Origin of the sequence: Enterococcus durans NBRC 100479 = LMG 10746 (assembly GCF_001544215.1) — a bacterium.
GTDB lineage: Bacteria > Bacillota > Bacilli > Lactobacillales > Enterococcaceae > Enterococcus_B > Enterococcus_B durans.
Genome location: NZ_BCQB01000031.1, coordinates 13,244 through 33,809 on the forward strand (window position 1 = coordinate 13,244; position 20,566 = coordinate 33,809).

Annotated in this window: 19 protein-coding genes, 1 other RNA gene and 1 other annotated feature (1 of these 21 only partly in view); of the genes, 13 read left to right on the forward strand and 7 right to left on the reverse strand. The window is 37.6% G+C overall.

The annotated features are described in order from the left end of the window. Window positions 1-35, forward strand: a binding site (T-box leader); it begins 214 nt to the left of the window's first position. A 101-nt stretch (window positions 36-136) separates the two neighbouring features. The 4 genes from ED2_RS09550 to ED2_RS09565 all read left to right on the forward strand — a co-directional run bounded on the left by ED2_RS09550 (window position 137) and on the right by ED2_RS09565 (window position 4,150). Next, window positions 137-976: an SAM hydrolase/SAM-dependent halogenase family protein gene (locus ED2_RS09550; protein WP_060789775.1), complete on the forward strand. Its 840-nt coding sequence runs from the start codon at window positions 137-139 to the stop codon at window positions 974-976. A gap of 94 nt (window positions 977-1,070) precedes the next feature. After that, window positions 1,071-1,622 (forward strand): ECF-type riboflavin transporter substrate-binding protein, encoded by a 552-nt coding sequence (locus ED2_RS09555; protein ID WP_005876741.1) that lies wholly within the window; start codon window positions 1,071-1,073, stop codon window positions 1,620-1,622. A gap of 16 nt (window positions 1,623-1,638) precedes the next feature. Beyond that, a complete protein-coding gene (locus ED2_RS09560; protein WP_005876743.1) occupies window positions 1,639-3,330 on the forward strand; it encodes an ABC transporter ATP-binding protein in 1,692 nt (563 codons plus the stop codon). Next, window positions 3,317-4,150 (forward strand): energy-coupling factor transporter transmembrane component T family protein, encoded by an 834-nt coding sequence (locus tag ED2_RS09565; protein WP_016177522.1) that lies wholly within the window; start codon window positions 3,317-3,319, stop codon window positions 4,148-4,150. The genes ED2_RS09560 and ED2_RS09565 overlap by 14 nt, the downstream gene beginning before the upstream one ends. Before the next feature lie 192 nt (window positions 4,151-4,342). Here ED2_RS09565 and ED2_RS09570 read toward each other — a convergent pair whose 3' ends face one another. After that, the gene (locus ED2_RS09570) at window positions 4,343-4,723 is read right to left on the reverse strand and encodes a PH domain-containing protein (RefSeq protein ID WP_005876746.1); all 381 of its coding nucleotides are present in this window, start codon (window positions 4,721-4,723) and stop codon (window positions 4,343-4,345) included. A gap of 645 nt (window positions 4,724-5,368) precedes the next feature. Here ED2_RS09570 and ED2_RS09575 point away from each other — a divergent pair. Next, the gene (locus tag ED2_RS09575; RefSeq protein WP_005876749.1) at window positions 5,369-5,569 is read left to right on the forward strand and encodes a hypothetical protein; all 201 of its coding nucleotides are present in this window, start codon (window positions 5,369-5,371) and stop codon (window positions 5,567-5,569) included. 241 nt (window positions 5,570-5,810) lie between these two features. Here the strand turns inward: ED2_RS09575 and ssrA are convergent. Together ssrA and ED2_RS09585 are read right to left on the reverse strand one after the other, a co-directional pair. Next, window positions 5,811-6,178: a transfer-messenger RNA gene (gene ssrA, locus ED2_RS09580) on the reverse strand. A gap of 158 nt (window positions 6,179-6,336) precedes the next feature. Further along, complete coding sequence (locus tag ED2_RS09585) at window positions 6,337-7,110, reverse strand: Cof-type HAD-IIB family hydrolase (RefSeq protein WP_005876854.1); 774 nt, start codon at window positions 7,108-7,110, stop codon at window positions 6,337-6,339. Between the two features lie 143 nt (window positions 7,111-7,253). On the opposite strand from ED2_RS09585, the gene ED2_RS09590 reads away from it, so the two are divergent. The 3 genes from ED2_RS09590 to ED2_RS09600 are packed head-to-tail and all read left to right on the forward strand — an operon-like array spanning window position 7,254 to window position 9,740. Next, a complete protein-coding gene (locus ED2_RS09590) occupies window positions 7,254-7,610 on the forward strand; it encodes an SdpI family protein (protein ID WP_016176415.1) in 357 nt (118 codons plus the stop codon). After that, entirely contained in the window at window positions 7,585-8,301 is a 717-nt protein-coding gene (locus ED2_RS09595; RefSeq protein WP_005876858.1) for a winged helix-turn-helix domain-containing protein, read from the forward strand. The genes ED2_RS09590 and ED2_RS09595 overlap by 26 nt, the downstream gene beginning before the upstream one ends. Next, a complete protein-coding gene (locus tag ED2_RS09600; RefSeq protein ID WP_016176416.1) occupies window positions 8,301-9,740 on the forward strand; it encodes an ATP-binding protein in 1,440 nt (479 codons plus the stop codon). Before ED2_RS09595 ends, ED2_RS09600 begins: the two co-directional genes overlap by 1 nt. A 149-nt stretch (window positions 9,741-9,889) precedes the next feature. Here ED2_RS09600 and ED2_RS09605 read toward each other — a convergent pair whose 3' ends face one another. From ED2_RS09605 to ED2_RS09615, 3 genes are all read right to left on the reverse strand, one after another. Continuing rightward, window positions 9,890-10,399: a hypothetical protein gene (locus ED2_RS09605; protein ID WP_016176417.1), complete on the reverse strand. Its 510-nt coding sequence runs from the start codon at window positions 10,397-10,399 to the stop codon at window positions 9,890-9,892. Then, complete coding sequence (locus ED2_RS09610) at window positions 10,386-11,111, reverse strand: hypothetical protein (protein WP_005876864.1); 726 nt, start codon at window positions 11,109-11,111, stop codon at window positions 10,386-10,388. Before ED2_RS09610 ends, ED2_RS09605 begins: the two co-directional genes overlap by 14 nt. Window positions 11,112-11,239: 128 nt before the next feature. Continuing rightward, the gene (locus tag ED2_RS09615) at window positions 11,240-13,381 is read right to left on the reverse strand and encodes an LTA synthase family protein (RefSeq protein WP_025481316.1); all 2,142 of its coding nucleotides are present in this window, start codon (window positions 13,379-13,381) and stop codon (window positions 11,240-11,242) included. Window positions 13,382-13,610: 229 nt separating this feature from the next. Here ED2_RS09615 and ED2_RS09620 point away from each other — a divergent pair, with 229 nt between their 5' ends. The 3 genes from ED2_RS09620 to ybaK are packed head-to-tail and all read left to right on the forward strand — an operon-like array spanning window position 13,611 to window position 16,060. Further along, window positions 13,611-14,783 carry a class I SAM-dependent rRNA methyltransferase gene (locus ED2_RS09620; protein ID WP_016176419.1) on the forward strand — a complete coding sequence of 391 codons (1,173 nt, stop codon included), beginning with the start codon at window positions 13,611-13,613 and terminating at the stop codon, window positions 14,781-14,783. 16 nt (window positions 14,784-14,799) lie between these two features. After that, entirely contained in the window at window positions 14,800-15,564 is a 765-nt protein-coding gene (aroD, locus tag ED2_RS09625; RefSeq protein ID WP_005876870.1) for a type I 3-dehydroquinate dehydratase, read from the forward strand. 10 nt (window positions 15,565-15,574) lie between these two features. Then, the gene (gene ybaK / locus ED2_RS09630; protein WP_060789776.1) at window positions 15,575-16,060 is read left to right on the forward strand and encodes a Cys-tRNA(Pro) deacylase; all 486 of its coding nucleotides are present in this window, start codon (window positions 15,575-15,577) and stop codon (window positions 16,058-16,060) included. Between the two features lie 216 nt (window positions 16,061-16,276). Here ybaK and ED2_RS09635 read toward each other — a convergent pair whose 3' ends face one another. Beyond that, window positions 16,277-17,530, reverse strand: coding sequence for a BaiN/RdsA family NAD(P)/FAD-dependent oxidoreductase (locus tag ED2_RS09635; RefSeq protein WP_005876874.1), 1,254 nt, complete (start codon window positions 17,528-17,530; stop codon window positions 16,277-16,279). 114 nt (window positions 17,531-17,644) lie between these two features. Between ED2_RS09635 and gdhA the strand changes: the two genes are divergently transcribed. Continuing rightward, the gene (gdhA, locus tag ED2_RS09640; protein ID WP_016176420.1) at window positions 17,645-18,994 is read left to right on the forward strand and encodes an NADP-specific glutamate dehydrogenase; all 1,350 of its coding nucleotides are present in this window, start codon (window positions 17,645-17,647) and stop codon (window positions 18,992-18,994) included. Between the two features lie 113 nt (window positions 18,995-19,107). Next, window positions 19,108-20,454 (forward strand): glucose-6-phosphate isomerase, encoded by a 1,347-nt coding sequence (locus tag ED2_RS09645; protein ID WP_005876876.1) that lies wholly within the window; start codon window positions 19,108-19,110, stop codon window positions 20,452-20,454. The last annotated feature ends 112 nt before the right edge of the window (window positions 20,455-20,566 follow it).

A 20,566-nucleotide genomic window follows, 5' to 3' on the forward strand; every position in this document is an offset into this window, starting at 1 on the left:
ATTAAAGGTGGTAACGCATGTCCAATGCCCTTAGCAAATTTTTTGCTAGGGGCATTTTTTGTATTTGCTTTTAAGCAAGGATGACTATCTCATAAAGAGACTCATCGGACATAAAGAATTGGAAGGTGGACGAATTATGGCAGGATTTTTAGTAGTACAAACCGATTTTGGGTTGCAAGATGGCGCGGTAAATGCAATGTATGGAGTGGCTTATCAAGTTGAGCCCAACTTGATCATCAATAATCTCACTCACGAGATTGAACCATACAATATTCATGATGCAAGTTACCGTCTATTGCAAGCAGCAAGTTATTGGCCAGCGGGCACGGTATTTGTTTCGGTTGTTGATCCTGGGGTTGGTTCAACGCGTCGAAGTGTCGTGGCAGAATTAAAAGATGGGCAATATGTCATCACGCCAGACAATGGGACATTGACATATTTGGCACAATACGTAGGAATCAAAGAAGTCCGTCAAATTGATGAAGAAACACAGCGTTTGCCAGGTTCATCAGAAAGTCATACATTCCATGGACGCAATGTCTATGTATACAATGGGGCTCGACTAGCTAGTGGAAATGTACGATTTGACGAACTAGGTTCAGTCATTCCAACGAGCGAGTTAGTAACATTCCCATTGATCGCTCCTGTCCAAAATGAACATACAACGACAGGTACGATCGATATCACCGATATTCGTTTCGGCTCACTTTGGACGAACATTCCGGTGGATTTTTTCAAAAATTGGCAAATTGAATATGGACAAAGCTTACTAGTAAAAATATACTATCAAGGTGTAGTCCGTTACCAAGATAAGGTTGTCTTTGGACGTTCGTTTGCTCAAGTAGCGCCAAAAAAAGCGGTATTATACATCAATTCATTATTGAACGTTGGTTTAGGGATCAATCTGGATTCATTTTCAGCTGTATATAAGATCGGAACAGGCAATGACTGGACGATCGAACTGACAAAGAACTAAGAAAAGAACTAAGAAAAGAACTAAGAAAAGAACTAAGAAAAGAACTAAGAAAAGAAGCACTTATTACGTATTAATTAAAAAGGGGTAAAAAAGTATGAGTAAAAAATTCACGGTAAAACACATTGTAGCAATTGGTATCGGCGCAGCGGTCTTCTTCATTTTGAAACGTTTCGTAACTATTCCAACAGGGATTCCTAATACGGATATCGCAACGGCGTATCCTTTCTTGGCATTGTTAGGCGTTGTTTATGGCCCTATCGTTGCAGGGTTAGCAGGCTTTATCGGCCATGCACTTGGTGACTTGACAACCTATGGGGCATGGTGGTCATGGATCATTGCTTCAGGTATTTTAGGTGTCTTCTTTGGCTTGTTAGCTAAACGTATCCCAATCGAACAAGGAACTTTTGGGAAAAAAGAAATCGGGACATTTCTTGTTGGTGAAACGATCGCCAATTTGATTACATGGGTAGTGATTGCACCAATCGGAGATATCTTGATCTATGCGGAGGCACCAAGCAAAGTCTTTACACAAGGTATCGTTGCAGGGATCACAAATGCGATTGTAACAGGTGTCATCGGTGTTATTTTGCTAAAAGCCTATGCACAGACGAAAACGAAAAAAGGTAGCTTAAATAAAGAAGATTAGAACGTGAGGATATAAAATGATCGAGTTTCATGATTTTACATTTCAATATGATAGCCAAGCCGAACCCACGCTGAAAAATATCAATTTGTCCATCAAACAAGGAGAAAAGATTTTGATCATGGGACCTAGTGGCTCAGGAAAATCTACCTTAGGGAAATGTTTGAATGGTATCATCCCGCAAAATGAAAAAGGTAGTTATACTGGGAGTTTGAACATCAACGGGAAGTTGTTTGGTGAATCCACCATCTATGACCTTTCGTTAGATGTGGGGACAGTATTGCAAGATACGGATAGCCAATTTGTTGGCTTGACAGTGGCTGAAGATATTGCATTTTCATTGGAAAACGAGATGATTGAGCAAACGGAGATGCGCAAGGCGGTAAATTATTGGTCTGAAAAAACCAATCTATCGGAACAATTAGAAAAACGCCCACAAGATCTCTCTGGTGGTCAGAAGCAACGTGTAACGATGGCTGGCGTCTTGATCGATGAAACGCCGATCCTTTTGTTTGATGAACCTTTAGCCAATCTCGATCCACAAACGGGGTATGAAGCGATTCAAATGATCGACCAGTTGTATCAGTCGCAAAAATTTACAACAATCATTATCGAACACCGTTTGGAAGAAGTTTTAGCAGCACCAATCGATCGTGTTATTCTAATGAACGAAGGAACGATCATCGCAGATAGCACGCCAACAGAATTACTAAAAAGTGACCTTTTGACAATGTATGGTATACGCGAACCGTTGTATATCTCTGCTTTGAAACGTGCGGGTATTTCTTTGGAAGAGTTTTCTGATCTAACACAGGTCGATCAACTAGTTTCCCCAGAAATAGCAACGGCATTAGCCAAGGATCAGGGAGAATTCAAAGCAATTCCGTTAAAAGAAACGCCATTACTGACACTGAAAAATATTTCCTTTGGCTTTGGGGATGAGCAAGTCATCAAAAAAATTGACTTGACACTCTATCAAGGAGAAATGGTCAGTCTTGTTGGGCATAATGGGGCAGGAAAGTCTACGCTGTCGAACCTGATCACAGGTTTTTATCCTCTTCAAACAGGTGAACTATTGTGGAAAGGGCAATCCATTGCAAATGAAAGTATCAAGGAACGAGCCGATAAAATAGGTTACGTGTTGCAAAATAGTAATCAAATGCTATCGAAGAATATGATTTTTGAAGAGGTCGCATTAGGGTTGGAGAACCAGGGTGTCGAACCTGAGGAGATCCAGGAAAAAGTTTTTGACACATTGAAGGTCTGTGGACTCTACGAATTTCGTAATTGGCCAATCTCTGCATTGAGCCATGGGCAAAAACGCCGAGTAGCAATTGCAGCTATTTTAGTACTCGAGCCTGAACTGCTGATCCTTGATGAACCTACAGCGGGGCAAGATTATTACCATTATAATGAAATGATGACCTTTTTACGCACGTTGAACCAGCAAGGGATTACCATCTTGATGATCACCCATGATATGCACCTGATGTTGGAACACACCCGACGGACGTTGGTATTGAAACAAGGACAGATCATCGCGGATGAGACCCCTGCCAATGTCTTATCTTCGGCAGAATTAGTTGCCTCAGCAAGTCTGCGTGAAACGAGTCTCTATCGTTTGGCACAAAACAATCATTTAGCAGATGCCACCGATTTTGTGTCGGCATTCATCCAGCATGAGGAGGTGCCTACTGATGGCAGACAATAATTTGATCGGTTATTTGCCGAAAAAAACGGTGATCCATCAACTTAGCGGCTTCACTAAATTGTTGTGCTTTTTAATGATTTCAGTAGTTGGGATGATTTCTTATGACACACGTTTTTTGCTAGTGCTTGCGCTTTTCTCTATTATTCTTTTTCGAACAGCAAAAATTACGTATCGTGAGATTTCCTTTGTATTGAAATTCATCGCATTCTTTTCGATTTTGAATTTATTGACGGTTTATCTATTTGCACCAGAATATGGCGTGACGATCTATGGGACAAGACATGTGATTTTTAAAGGAATCGGCCGATATACACTCACACAAGAACAACTTTTTTATGAGTTCAATCTGCTGATCAAATATTTCGTCACGATCCCACCAGGGTTGATCTTTATTTTGACGACGAACCCAAGTGAATTGGCATCAAGTATTCATCGAGTAGGTGGATCATATAAGATCGCTTATGCTTTTTCTTTAGCATTGCGTTATATCCCAGATATTCAAGAAGATTTTCGAACGATTTCAAAAGCACAGCAAGCTCGAGGAAATGAGCTATCCAAGAAAGCCTCGTTGATGAAACGAGTACGTGGCAATTTAACGATTGCGATTCCTTTGATTTTCTCCAGTTTAGAACGGATCGAAACGATTTCTTCGGCGATGGAGCTTCGTCGTTTCGGTAAGAAAAAAAGCCGCACTTGGTTGTTAGCTAAACCCTTGAAACGCAATGATTATTTGGCATTATTACTGGTAATCTTATTGTGTGCTGCAGGAATATCTTTATTGTTCATCAATGGCGGACGCTTTTATAATCCGTTTCGCTAGAGTTTTGGATATATATCAAGACAAAAAATTGGAAGACTGGAAATCTTTTTTACGATTTTCAGTCTTCCAGTTTTTGTTTGTTAGTGAAATCCTCATTGACTTACTCATTATCGAAAAAATTGATTTTTCGGTGGATTTTCTGTCAAAAACAAGGACGGATCATTGTTAGATTGGTTCAATGATTTTCAATAGTTAGAATAAAACAGCAGAAGCTAATGCTTGTTGAATAGCTACAATATTTTTGTCCTTGCGGAATTGTAGACTCTCGGCTGGAAGTTCAGCGCTAGAAATCCAAATTTTCAACTCTGCATCCAAATCAAAATGACCACTTGTTTCTACAGAAAAACGTGAGATTGATTTATAAGGAATCGACTTATATTCTACTTTTTTACCAGTGACACCTTGTTTGTCAACGATAATCAATCGTTTGTCTGTAAAAACAATTAAGTCTCTTACTAATTTAAAAGCTAAATCCACGTTTTCATTAGGTACTAAGACCCCTTGTAGTTCTTTTTCTACAGATTTATTATCATGTTGTGCAGCATTTCCCATTAGTCCATCGAATAATCCCATTTCTTGATTCCTCATTTCTGATATAATAGATTTGTCATTTTTAAAAAGATAGTGAGTGTGGGACAAAGTAAGAAACACTTCTGTCCCAGCCTCGGGTTAATTTTTATCAAAGAAAGCGACAAGGCTTTCTAGCAGAACCTATTCATTTGTCTTCAAATAATTCAGTTTATATTCGTAAGTTTGACCAGATATCTTCCTAAAAGTCCTTTTTTAGTTTTTTACTAAAGAGTATACTTGGTCTTCATGATCATGTATTCACAAATGCATAGGAATAGCAAATCGATATCTATGTTTAACTATATATTTATGATGACTTAAAAACTGATGTGTGTCAATGAGTTAGTCAATTTTTAGTTTACAAATAGAACCGTCGAAAAATAGTATAGGAATTCATTAGGAGAAAACGAAATAAATACAAAAATCCGTATTACTTTAGTTGTTACTGAAACTGCTGACTAGTACTTGTTACATAAATTTCTGAGCAAATTGGATTTATTAAAGAATACAATTATGATGATATTTATAATAATATTATCAAATGAATAGTGGTAATGTAGCGAGAAAGTCGACAACTAAAATAGCAGATAAGCCAAACAAGAAAAACATTTAGATTTATAAATTTAATTATTGGAAGGTTGATGAGTAATGATCACGATTATGGATTATCCAGAATATAAAAAGAAGTATCCAAAAAATTCTATGTCAGAGTGGTTTGCGTATCAGGCTCCGTTAGTTTTAGAAAATATGAGGGAAGAGTATCAAGATGTGAAGCAACAGTTGAGTGGATCTGAGCAATTAAGAGCGGAAGAAATCATTCAAGAATATGAACAAGAATTCTTAAAGTAGCATTCACTTCAAACTATTATTAAGCTTTTTGATGCGAACTAAAAGAAGATCTAAAAATCCAGACTACAAAAGATTTTATCTGGGGACCATACGACAAATTAACTCTTTGGATTTCCCTTTTCTCAGAATGATATTGTGATGCAAAAAAATGCAAAATTCTTTCATTCTTCTCTTTGGTAAAAATAAAAAAACGTTGATTTAACAACGTTTTTTACACCTGTTTGTTTGTCTCAACAATACACAATGGAGACGGCGGGAGTCGAACCCGCGTCCAAACACATCGACACTTAAAAATCTACGTTCATAGTCAACTCATTTGAGGTTTCGCTTTACAGCTTGCCGAGTGACAGGCATTCTGTATTGCTAGTCTGATGATCTCTTTTAAACTTTACAGACGGAAAAGTTTAACGTATCCCACTAAATTTGAGACCCTTACTCGAGCACATGGGCGATGCCGAGAGGATCTACGCTAACTGTTTTTAGGCAGCTAAAGCGTAAGAGTTGTTTTCGTTTTTAGCAGTTATATTTAACTGTAACGTTTTAACGTAGACGTAACCTACGAAACGCAATTCAAGCTCGAACTGTGCTTGTCGAATCCGTAACGTCCCCGTAAAAATACAAGGGTTACGTATATTTTCATACAAAACATAGTATACCATAATCGTTCTTTTTTTCAAGGATAAAGAGTTAATTCAGAAACATTGGATGATACGGTAAGCACCAACAGTTCTTAGTATAAGGAGTTACCGCATCATTTCCTGTTTGGTCTAAATCAAATCGAAATGTTTCAATGCGTGGACGATCCCACCTTCAGTATTTTTCTTTGTAATAAAGGTCGAAAGTTCTTTCAAGCCATCATACGCATTTCCCATAGCGATTTTATTGTCACAGGCTTCTAGTAGAGCAAAGTCGTTTGGACCATCGCCAAATCCAAATGTCGGTACATCTGCCAAATCCATTTCTTGTTTTAGACGTTTGACACCAACACCTTTAGAAATCCCTTTTTTAACGGTATCGATAGAGTAAGGGCCATTTCGATAAAATGTCAATTCTGGAAAATGTTCATGGTAGTATTCATCACCTGATTTTGACAGGATCAATAGCATGTTGATTGGATGATCCAAGAAAGCATACGGATTGATTTCTGGAACAGTTGAATGAATGAAATCGTACGCTTCGATCATTGTTTGATCGTGGCTAGTACACCAAATATTTTGATGATTATAAAAAGATAACTGATGACCTTGGCTAGTGACATGATCGAGCATTCTCTGACACTCATCGGTAGAGAATTTTTCTGAATGGATTTCTTTTCCATCTACGCTGATGTAGGAACCATTCATTGTTACCGCAGAAGTAATACCGGCATCAGACATGATATGCTTGATCTCTGCTTCTGTTCGGCCCGTCGCAATGACTGGCAAAACATTATTTTTTTTCAATGCTTCCATAGCGTTTGCCACTTCGGGTGTGATCTTTGAACGAGAATCTAATAAGGTTCCATCAAGATCGAAAAAAGTAATCGCACGATAATTTGACACACAAAAAACCCCTTTATTATTGGATTAACTCTATCTTAACAAAGTTTGAATAAAAGACAAACGTTTCGTGAAGAATTCCTGAATATATTGGTTCAAACCAACTTTTAGAGTATACTAGAAGGAGAGATTTAGGAGGGGATTGGATGATTTTTTTTACTGTCGGAATCGGATTGTCATTCATTGGGATGCTGTTTTTACTTGTACCTTTTAAAGGGAATATCCCGTTTTATGGCTACCATTCACCACGTGCAGTCCAGTCAGAAGAACATTTTCGCTTAGCGCAAAAAACGAGTGGTAAATACTTTTTGCTTTTTGGCTTATTGATGGCGCTTATTGGCTATTGGCTAAAAATTACAGGACATACGAATTTTTTTATAATTGAAATGTTGGTGTTGGTTTTTCCAATCATGCCTATTTTTATATTAACGGAAAAAAGACTTCAAAAAATGGATGATGAACTTGGGAGGAATAAAGATGAATATTTTGATGATCGAAGATAATCAATCCGTATCAGAAATGATGCAGATGTTTTTTTTGAATGAAGGATGGGAAGCAACATTCAAATACGATGGTAAAGAGGGGCTAGATGCATTTCTAGAGAAACCGAACTACTGGGATATGGTGACGTTAGATTTGAATTTACCAACGATGGATGGAATGATTGTCGGACGTGAGATCAGAAAAGTGTCCAGCACGGTACCTATCATTATGTTGACAGCACGGGATTCAGAGAGTGATCAAGTGATCGGCTTAGAGATGGGGGCAGATGATTATGTTACAAAACCCTTTAGTCCATTGACTTTGATTGCACGTATGAAGGCATTGCATCGCCGCAGTGAATTAGTCGAAACAAAGGATGAAGCTGGGAGCTCCGATCAGCATTTTGATATCCAAACGGACCATTTTAAAATGAACACGAAAACACGTGAAGCTTATTTAAATGAAAAACCAATCGAAGGATTGACACCAAAAGAATTTGATTTATTGTTTACGTTAGCTAAAAAGCCTCGCCAAGTGTTTTCACGGGAACAACTTTTGGAATTGGTGTGGGATTATCAATATTTTGGAGATGAACGCACGGTTGATGCGCATATCAAAAAATTACGCCAAAAAATTGAAAAAGTAGGACCGCAAGTCATCCAAACAGTTTGGGGCGTGGGCTACAAATTTGATGATTCTGGTGTTGCCTAATGCGGTATCTTTATCAACAATTATTAGCTTTTTGTGGGATGATCGTACTGATTATTTTGATCGTAGGGGTTTCGTTTACACAATTGACGAAACAAACGATCGAAGAAAACAACTATCAACAATTGTTTGGTTATGCAGAGTCAGTTGAAAAATTGACGCAAACTTATTCGGATACATTTCCGCAGATGACACAAGATCAAGCATTTCAAAATGCACTCTTTTTCACTGAACAAGTCTTGTCTGAACAAAATGTAAATTTTATTTTTATTGACAAAAATGAGCGAGTCATCTATCCAACAAATAATACGATATTGGCTTTTTCGATAAATTCGAATCAGTGGGAAAATCTGCGAAGTGGTCGACAAGTAAAATATACCTCGAACAAGAATATTTTAGGACAAAACCAAGCAACCTCTTATGCACTTGTTCCTTTTAACTTAGACCATGAATTTTATGGCGGATTGGTGGTTAGTCAGCCAGCTAGAAACATTGATAATAGTGTACGTTCTGTTACTCTGAATCTTTTCAAAGGATTCATTTTTTCGAGTATTATTGCCATCATCGGAAGTTACGGATTTGCAGCTTTTCAGGTGAAACGAATCAATCGTTTAAGAAATGCGACAAAAGAAGTGACGAATGGTAATTTTGATGTTCAATTACCTGTACATGATAAAGACGAATTTGACGAACTAGCTGATGATTTCAATAAAATGACGAATTCTCTAAAAGAGTCACAAGCAGAGATCGAAGAGCAAGAAAATCGTAGAAGGCAGTTTATGGCAGATGCGTCGCATGAAATGCGTACACCTTTAACGACGATTAATGGATTACTTGAAGGGTTAGAATATAATGCAATTCCAGAGAATCAACGGGACAATGCCATCAAGTTGATGAAAAATGAAACAGAGCGGTTGATTCGCTTGGTCAACGAGAATTTAGACTATGAAAAAATACGAACAAATCAGATCAGTATGGTCATCAAGAAATTCAATGGAACAGAAACGCTGGAAAATATCGTTGCACAATTAGAAGCGAAAGCAGAGGCAGCTGGCGATGCTTTGGTACTGAATGCAGAACCAGATATAGAAATATATGCAGATTATGATCGCTTTGTTCAGATCATGGTCAATATCATTCAAAATGCGATTCAATTTACAGAAAATGGAACGATTACGATCTCTTTGGAAAAGGGGTATCTGGAAACAATCATCAAAATACAAGATACCGGTATCGGGATGTCAGAACAGCAGATGAAGAGCATTTGGGATCGTTACTATAAAGTAGACCCGTCAAGAAAAAATACCAAATATGGTGAATCTGGATTAGGCTTGCCGATCGTTCAACAATTGGTTCGTCTCCACAAAGGTAAATTGGAAGTTGAGAGCGAACTAGGGAAAGGAACGACCTTTACAGTTAAACTGCCAGATGTTGAACTCTAGAGTACATGGAAAAAGAGATCGAGACAAAAGTCATTTAGGTTGTTTAGGTTTGAGAAATTGGAGAAAAAAAACGAACAATACATTTTTTGTATTGTTCGTTTTTTTGAAATTTCCGAAAAAACTGATTTTTAGATTTGTCCACATTCTTTTTATTTATCTTGTAAGGAATCTACGTATTGACTGTGAGCAATCGTCTCATCATGTGTAAGAAGCAATAGTGCTACGTTTTGCTTTTTGACTAGACGTTCAAGTAAATCGAGCAGTTCTTGAGTTTCGGCAACAGTTAATAGATCAAAAAAATCTTCTAGAATGATTTTCTGTTTTTTTGCTAATAAAGCATGTAATAATTGTAATTTGATCTTTTCAAAAAGAGTAAGATCATCTGGATCTTGATCTAGTAAAAACGAGTCTACATTTAGTTCTTCTTGGAACATCAAACGGGACTGCTTATTTTCGGGAATGTTCAAGAGTACTTGATCTTTAACTTTTAAATAAGGAAACAATGGCCAATCTTTCTGAACAAGTAGAGGTTCATTTTTACTTGTAAGAAAAACTTGCTTTTTTAGTTCCTTCAAAAGCTCAAGATTGTTGTGGTCACTCTTTTGATAGAGTATCGCAGTGAGTTTACCGTTGGAAAGGGTACGATCAAATGGTGTCAAAAAAAATCATCCTTCCTTTTTTTAACCGATGATAAAATATAGAAAATTGGAGAATACTCAAGGTCATACTGGTACCTGCCAGCATAAGAACTGTTTGGTAAAATCCTTTTAATGTGTCAATAAGGAAAAGATCATTCACAAACTCAATCTTAAAGAATGTTTGTTGATCCATTGGAATAGCTAATTTTGATGTAGTTGCTAAAGAATGGATATCTGGCATATCAAAGAATTTCAAACAGAGAAAGTTAATTTGTTGAATCATTTCTTGGTAAGAACGTTGGAAGAGCACGATCCATAGTAATAAGACCGTACAACAAATCAATAGAGGCAACATCAATTGCCAAGCAATAAAAAGAAAAATTTTTCCTTTAGATAGTCCAGCTAAACGCCAGTTGATCAATTCTTGACTATCCTGACGGAGCGATCGTTGAAAGAAAAAAATGAACATCACAGAAAATATAGTCAATAGTATGACAATAACTTTCAAATAGAATTGTCTTATCGTAACGATTGAGGGCAAGTTTGCTTTTACTGCAGTAATATCTAAAAAATTGAGACGTTCCTGTACTTGACTATAGATAGTTGTTTGTACATGGTAAAGGTTACAGGCAAGCATCAATAAAAAGGCAGCAATACTTGAAAAAAGACAATAAAATATCGTCTGTTTTTTATAGTAGACTAAACGAGCTGTTGAATACCGAATCATTCTCATCTTTTTTCACCTCTAATCAATTATAAAAAATGAATATGAATAAATTATGAAATTCGTATAGTGAAATAACGAATTCCTTTTTTTGATAATAAAAAAGCAAGCCCAATAGATCGAGCTTGCTTTTAGTGCTATTTATCTGTTTCTGCTGGTTCTGATGATTCAGTTGAAGTTGTACCGTGTAATTGTTGGTATGTCTTTGTTTCGTAGAGATCTTTTGTTGATTGTTTATTGTTTTTACTGAAGATACTTGTTGATTTATCGCCAAGTGTTTTTTCTTTTTCGGTCAATTGTTCAAGTTGTTTCTTATAATCAAAATCAGTAGCTTCGATTGGTTTTAAACTGGTGTCCGTAGAGAAGCGGAGTAAATCGCCGTTATTGATTTGGTCAGAAACAGCCAATTGTTTGTTTACTTTTTCTTTCAGTGCATCAATCTCATTTTGTACTTCTTGGCTTGGCTCGGTGATTGCTTCACCTGTGTTGTTATCATATATCGTACCACCATAGAATGTATATTTAGGTGTAACAAAATCGCCATCTCGGAAAGCAACAACTTGCTCATGATTTTTAGAGAACAGGTCTTGTCCCAATTGGATATAATTCTTTGTATCTACCCCTAAAAGGTGGAGCAGAGTAGGAAGTGCATCGACTTGGCCACCGTAAGTATGATTGATACCACCATTGGTTTGTCCTGGTACATGGATCATGTAAGGCACCCGCTGCATTTGGGCATTGTCGTAATTGCTCCAAGTATCACTTGTTTTGCCAACAAGCTCAGCTAATGATTTATTTCTTGAATTAGAAATACCATAGTGGTCACCGTATAACACGATCACTGAATTGTCGTAAAGACCGCTTGCTTTCAAATAATTAAAGAATTCCTCAACAGCTGTATCTAGATAATTTGCAGTTGCAAAGTAGCCATTGATCGTTTCATCATTTGTCGAAGCTAACGGGAAACCACCTTCATCATTCGTGAATTTCGAATAAGGATAGTGATTCGACACGGCAATAAATTTTGAATAGAACGGTTGTTGCAGATGTTCTAGATATTGTACAGATTGTTGGAAAAATGGTTTGTCATGCAAGCCATATTGGAATGAATTATCATCATTGACATCATAGTAAGAAGCATCAAAGAAATAATCATATCCCAAGTTTTTATATGTTTCATTCCGATTCCAGAATGTACCAGCGTTACCATGGAAGGCTGCACTTGTATAACCTTGTGTCTGACTCAAAATATCAGGAGCTGCTTGGAAGATATTTTTGCCACCCAGTTGGGTAAACAAGGAACCTTGATTTAATCCAAATAATGAATTTTCCATCAGTGTTTCAGCATCACTTGTTTTACCTGCTTTGACTTGATGGAAAAAATTATCGAAACTAAATGTGCTATTACTGTGATATAAGCTGTTAAGGAATGGTGTAACTTCATGTTCGACACCATTTTCATCTTTTAACTTATAATCCAGTAAAAATTGTTGGAAGCTTTCCAAATGGATATAGATGACATTTCTGCCTTTGGCGATACCGAACATATCCTCATTTGGTTGAGCGTAGTGCTCTTTGACATAGCTTTCTACCTGTTTCATGTCATTCGGACTAGCTTCTGCACGGACTTGGTTTGTTTGGTATGTTTGAACACCGTCATAAACCATGAAAGCATTCAGACCTAGATATTTGACAAGATAGTCGCGTGAAAATGTACGAGTGAGTAATTCTGGGCGATCAGCTTCTGCTAAGAAGAGGTTACCAGAAAAAATCATGACTGCTAAAGTGGAAATAGCAAAGGCCATTCTTGCACGGATAGGTTGTGGGTCCATCTTGATTTTTTTAGTGATCAATAAAACAGCGATGACCACAAAATCGATCCAATAAAGGATATCGTAAGGTCTGAACAAACGGATGGCACTTTCTCCTAAACCACTTGCTACTTTTCCTGCACCTAGAATCGTATTGATCGTGATAAAATCGGTAAATTCACGATAATAAGTCACATTAGAGAAAAGGAGGAGGGTCAAAAGAAAATAAATGACCATCATAGTGATATAAGACGCCTTTGTCCGTCTCACGTATAGTGCGATCCCTAATAACAGTAAAGTTGTAGCAATCGGGTTGATGAACAATATAAAATATTGTATCCCGCTTTCTATGCCCAAGTGAAAATCAAATAAGTAGGCAAAAATTGTTTTTAGCCATAATAAAACAGCTAATAAAGAAAAAAATCCAAGCCTTTTATTCAAAAAGTTGGGTGTTTTTATTCGTTTCAACATCTATCTTCCTTTCCGCACTCAAAAATGTTCTGAATGTTGTGAAGCTAATATTCCTCATTTTATATATTCCCCTTTATTCTACTAGTATGAAAAATAAGTGTCAATCGAAACCAAACGCTTTCATGCCTGATTAAGGATTTCTTTATGTTTTGTGAACGCTAGCACTAAGACAGAAGACCTGATTTTTGGTATACTGAGGAATGAAAAAGTTAAAGTAGGTGAGTCCATGAAAGTACAAATAAAGAAAAAAGCTGGAAATCGTATAAAAAAAGGATACCCACTGATCCAAAAAGAAGATCTAGCCCAAAATTGTGGAGAAACAACGGAATGGATCGAGTTAGTTGATCAGCAAGGAAACTTTTTAGCTAAAGGGTATTTAGGAAAACAGAATAAAGGAATTGGTTGGGTCTTAAGTCGAAAAAACGAACCATTCGATCAATCCTTTTTTGAAAGAAAATTTTTAGAATCAAAAGAAAAACGTGCTTCTTTTTTATCGGATGAACAAACGAACGCTTTTCGTTTGTTTAACGGTGAAGGTGATGGGATTGGCGGGCTGATCATTGATTATTATGATCGCTTTGCTGTTTTTTCTTGGTACAATGAGACTCTTTATACTTACCGTCAATCAATAGTTGTTGCGTTTCAACAAGTGTATCCAGAAATCCAAGGCGCTTATGAAAAGATCCGCTTCGAAAACAATGAGTTACCGGAAAGTAGCTTTATTTTTGGAAAAGAAGCGTCAGAGCCTTTAGTGATCAAAGAAAATGGCGTGCGTTACGCAACTTATCTAAATGAAGGACTCATGACAGGTATCTTTTTGGACCAAAAAGAGGTTAGAGGTGCTTTGATCGATGGATTAGCTTTAGGAAAAACGGTTTTAAATATGTTTAGTTATACAGGTGCGTTTTCAGTTGCTGCAGCGATGGGCGGTGCTCTAGAAACAACGAGTGTGGATCTAGCGAAGCGTAGTTTGAAAAAAACACAGGAACAATTCGAAGTGAATGGACTAGATGTTGCGGCACAAAAGATCATTGTTATGGACGTATTTGAATATTTTAAATACGCAAAACGAAAAAAGATGACTTATGATTTAATCGTACTAGACCCACCAAGTTTTGCTAGAAATAAGAAAAAAGTTTTTCGAGTGGCAAAAAATTATGGCGAGTTAGTAAAAGACAGTCTCGACATTTTGACAAATAAGGGACAGCTGATAGCTTCAACAAATGCAGCGAACGTGAGTACTGAGCAATTCAGAGAGATGATCGAAGCAGAATTCATCTCAGCAAATGTCAAATTTGAACAAATAGGGCACTATCACTTGCCGCAGGATTTTCAAACCATCGACGCCTTTCCAGAAGGAGATTATCTAAAGGTATTTATCTATCAGATCAGGAAATAAGAAGGAGGGTTAGGATATGGTCCAAGTTAAAAAACTTACTATAGGCACAGGACGACCTAAAATTTGCGTCCCCATGACTGGCGAAACACGTGAAGAACTTTTACGTGAGGCGATACTTGCTAAAGAAGCAGGGGCAGATCTAGTTGAATGGCGTGTAGATTGTTACAAAGAAGTATTTCAACAGGATCAAGTGATTGAGACATTAGTACTCATACAAGAAATGCTAGATGGCTTGCCATTGCTTTTTACCTTTCGAACTGTGGAAGAGGGAGGAAAGCAAGACATATCGATCCGAGAATACCATGATTTATATCAAGCAATTATTCATACAGGTCTGATCGACATGATCGATTTAGAATTATTTAAAATTGAAAGTCTCGAAAAAGGTTTGCTGGAAGAAATCAAGCGGCTAGGAATACCAATGATCATCAGCAGTCATGACTTTAAAGAAACTCCGGCTGATCCAGTTTTATTGTATCGTTTGAATATGATGGAACACTTTGGCGCAGATTTTGGAAAACTTGCAGTTATGCCCAATAATGAGCGAGATGTGTTACGGTTGATGGAATTGACAAGACGAGCCGGTGCGTTTGTTTCTATGCCATTGATCACGATGTCCATGGGCGAACTTGGGATGGTCACTCGTTTATCGGGTCATTTAACTGGATCAGTCATGACATTTGGCGCTTTAACAACCGAAAAAGCTTCTGCTCCAGGACAAATTCCAATCAAGGAGCTAAAGCAGATCCTAACGACTTTAAATGGTGAGAATAGAATTTGAAGGTGAGAATGTGGCAAAAAAGAAACAAGTAAAAACCAACGCAATTCGCTTGGTAGAACAAAAGAAAATCCCTTACACAGAGCATGAGTATGAGTGGGATGAAAATCATTTGAGTGCTGCTGCTGTAGCTGAAAAAATTTCTGATGGTGAGGATCGAATCTATAAAACGCTTGTGGCTGTTGGTAACAAGACAGGGCCATTAGTAGCGGTCATACCGGGGAACAACGAACTTGATCTGAAAAAATTAGCCAAGGAATCGGGAAACAAAAAAGTTGAGATGCTTCACTTAAGAGATCTAGAAGCAACAACAGGTTATATCCGTGGCGGCTGTTCGCCTATTGGAATGAAAAAATTATTTCCCACGTATTTAGAAAAAACAGCTCAGACTCATGAAACGATCATTATTTCAGCTGGCAAGCGCGGACTTCAAATGGAACTAGCGCCAGATGCAATCTGTACGTTGACGAATGGGAAGTTTGCAGATCTTATCCTCTAAAGAAAAGTAATAACAACCTTAAAAGAGGCTGGGACAGAAGTGTTTAACTCCGAGAAATAAGCCGAAATCCACAAAAATTTGAAAAGCAATTTTCGTGGATTTCGGCTTATTTCCGAAGGAGTTGCTTCTGCTCCCACCGTTTGTTCGTTTTTAAAGAATGAGACAAAAGTGTTTCTTACTTTTGTCCCGCACTCTTTTTGATTTCTCTATATCCATTTAGCGCAAAAATGCGGCATTCATTCCAGCAACATGTCCAGTTGCAAAAGCTGCGGTAATGTTGAATCCTCCTGTATAGCCATTGACGTCCAGTAGTTCTCCTGCAAAAAATAAACCTTGGAGCAATTTACTTTCTAAAGTTTTTGGATTAACTTCCTTGAGGGAGACTCCGCCACCAGTGACAAACGATTTTTCAATCGGGAAAGTCTTGCTGATTTTGAAAGTGAAGGATTTACAAAGCTGTATGAAAGCCTGAGTCTCTTTTTCAGTCGTGTGTAAACCTAGTTGATCTGTTAGCTGACTTTTTTCTAAGAAAAAGAGAAGTAGTCTTTCTGGTAAAAATCCATGCCAAGCATTTGCTAAAGTTTTTTTCGATTGCTTGCTTTTTTGTGTCAGTTCACTCGTTAATTCCTGCACTGAACGTGTAGGAAAACAATCTAATACTACAGTAACAGCTTTCTCTGTTTTTTTCAGTTCTTGATTGATAAAACTGGAGCATCGAAGAGCAGCAGGCCCAGAAATACCAAAATGAGTGAAGAGCAGATCCATCACATGTTCGGTCACTACTTTTCCTTTACTATTCAGAACACTTAGAGAAATATCTTGTAGAGAAAGTCCTTGTAATGACTTATCTGTGATAAATGGTTCTTCTGAAATCAGTGGGGATTCCGTTGCGTAAAGCGGCGTAATGGTATGCCCTACTTTTTTCAGGATTTTATAGCCATCTCCTGTAGAACCAGTCGAAGGATATGTCCGTCCGCCAGTGGTCAAAATAACGCAGGGTGAATTGAATTCTTCAAATTCAGTCCGTACACCATAAATTTTCCCATCTCGATGGACTAATTTTTCTACACGTGCCCCAAATAACATCGTGACGCCCAGTTCCTTTAAGCGATGAAGCAATGCTTCAATGATTGTTTTTGATTTATTTGTCACAGGAAACATTCTCCCGTGGTCTTCTTCTTTTAAATGCACACCTTGGGATTCAAAGAATTCCATGATGTCAAAGTTATTCCATTGAGAAAAGGTACTATACAAAAATTTACCGTTTCCAGGGATATGTGCAATCAAATCCTCAACAGGACGATTATTCGTGACATTACATCTGCCACCGCCGGTCATTAATAATTTTTTTCCAGCTTTTTTGTTTTTCTCAATCAAAAGTACTTTTGCACCATGTTCGGCAGCACTGATAGCAGCCATCATGCCGCTCGTACCTGCACCAACAACAATTACATCGTACGTCATTTCCATTTTCTCACCTCAAAGAAAGTGTAGCATATTTCGAGGAAAGAAAGCAGAAAATGTTTTGAGGAACGAGGGTAAATAAGCTAAAATGTAAGAAGATCATAAAAGGAGCGTGAAACGATGACAAATGCAACAGAGTATGTACGATTGATTCAAGAAAAACTTCATCAACAAGACAATGGACAAGAAGAATTTCTGCAGGCAATTGATGAGTTTATGCCATCAGCTACCAAGTTTTTAGAGAAACATCCTGAATACATCAATCGTAACATCTTGGGTATACTGACCGAACCAGAAAGAATCATTCAATTTCGAGTACCATGGCAAGACGACGAAGGAAACTGGCAAGTGAATCGTGGGTATCGAATCCAATACAATTCAGCTATCGGACCTTACAAGGGCGGATTGAGATTTCATCCAAGCGTCAATTTAAGTATTTTAAAGTTTCTTGCATTTGAACAGATTTTCAAAAATAGTTTGACTGGTTTGCCAATCGGTGGCGGAAAAGGCGGAAGTGATTTTGATCCTAAAGGAAAATCGGATGATGAAATCATGCGCTTTTGTCAAAGTTTCATGCTAGAATTGTCGAAACATATCGGACCTTCTATCGATGTTCCTGCTGGAGATATCGGAGTAGGTGCAAGAGAAATCGGCTACTTGTTTGGAGAATATAAACGATTGAAACAATACGATGCTGGTGTTTTGACAGGTAAACCGCTTGATTTCTGGGGAAGTAAGATTCGTACAGAAGCAACTGGCTATGGGCTAGTTTATTATGTCAAACATCTCTTACATGCAGAAAACGAATCATTCGCAAATAAAACAGTTTTTGTTTCTGGTAGTGGGAATGTCGCTATTTATGCGATAGAAAAAGTACATGAACTAGGTGGTAAAGTAGTTACATGCTCAGATTCAAGTGGCTATATTTACGATCCAGAAGGGATAGATCTCTCTTTATTGAAAGAAATCAAGGAAGAAAAACGTCAGAGATTGACGGAATATGCTAAAGTACGCCAATCTGCTGTCTATCATGCGGATGCCTCTGTTTGGACATTAAAGGAAAAAGGAGAAATCGCTCTTCCTTGTGCAACACAAAATGAAATCACTGAAAATCTCGCCCGCAATTTAGTAGAAAATGGGATAATGATCGTAGCAGAAGGAGCAAACATGCCATGTACCTTTGATGCTGTTTCTGTCTTTGAACAAGCGGATGTCTGGTACTGTCCAGGAAAAGCAGCAAATGCCGGTGGAGTTGCTGTTTCAGCAATAGAAATGAGCCAAAATTCACAACGATTATCGTGGGAAAGTGAAAAAGTCGATCAGCAATTAGATGAGATCATGCAGACGATTTATCAAACTTGTCGTAAGACTGCTGCGGAATATGGCAATGAAAAAAATCTTTTATTAGGCGCAAATGTCGCAGGCTTTGAAAAAGTCGCAAAAGTAATGTATGCCCAAGGTTTGGTGTAATAATTGAAATTTTCTTGGAAATATTAACCTCAAATTACTTATTTGCTTGAAAAATTGTAAAAAAAAACGTAAAGTATAACCTGTATATTGATCTTTTAAGGAGGAATAAAAAAATGGCACATATTCATTTTGATTATTCAAAAGTTGCACCATTTGTCAATGAACATGAGTTAGGTTACATGCAAAGCCAAGTATCAATGGCTGACAAAGTATTACGTGAGGGTACAGGTGCAGGAAGCGACTTCCGTGGTTGGATCGACCTACCTACGAATTATGACAAAGAAGAATTTGCGCGTATCAAAGAAGCAGCTAAAAAAATCCAATCTGATTCTGAAGTATTAGTAGTTATCGGTATTGGTGGTTCATACCTAGGTGCCCGTGCTGCGATCGATTTCTTGAATCACACATTCTACAATCTATTAGATGGGGACAAACGTCAAGCACCACAAATCTTCTTTGCCGGAAATTCAATCAGTTCAACGTATATTTCTGACTTGATCGAAGTAATCGGAGATCGTGATTTATCAGTTAACGTTATTTCAAAATCTGGAACAACTACTGAACCAGCGATTGCCTTCCGTGTCTTTAAAGAATTACTTGTTAAAAAATACGGACAAGAAGAAGCAAACAAACGTATTTACGCTACAACTGATAAAGCAAAAGGTGCTGTTAAAGTAGAAGCAGATGCAGAAGGTTGGCAAACATTTGTTATTCCTGATGATATTGGCGGACGTTTCTCTGTATTGACTGCTGTAGGTTTATTACCAATCGCAGTTAGCGGAGCAGATATCGATGCATTGATGCAAGGTGCTGCCGATGCAAGTAAAGCATACTCAAGTGACAAACTTGAAGAAAACGAAGCTTATCAATACGCTGCAATGCGTAACATCCTTTACCGTAAAGGCAAAGTAACAGAATTGTTGATCAACTATGAACCAGGAATGCAATACTTCTCAGAATGGTGGAAACAATTATTCGGAGAATCAGAAGGAAAAGACCAAAAAGGCATTTATCCTTCAAGCGCAAACTTCTCTACTGACTTACACTCATTAGGTCAATATATCCAAGAAGGTCGTCGTAATATCTTTGAAACGATCGTTAAAGTGGAAAAACCTCGTAAATCAATCACAATTCCTGAACAAGCAGAAGATCTAGATGGATTAGGCTACTTACAAGGAAAAGAAGTTGATTTTGTAAATACAAAAGCTTTCGAAGGAACATTACTAGCGCACACTGATGGTGACGTGCCAAACTTATTAGTTAAAATTCCAGAAATGGATGCTTACACATTAGGTTACACAATGTACTTCTTTGAAATTGCTGTAGGTATCTCAGGTTACCTAAATGGCATCAATCCATTTGACCAACCAGGTGTTGAAGCGTATAAGAAAAACATGTTCGCACTTCTAGGCAAACCAGGCTTTGAAGACCTTGCCAAAGAATTGAACGAACGCCTGTAAGATAAGGGTTTTTAAGCGTTTATTAAAAAGGTGTACCCAAAACATGTTGGCTTTAAGATGAAAAATGGTACCCATTCAGGTACCCAAAACGAAAGGATGGCTCTTTTTAGGG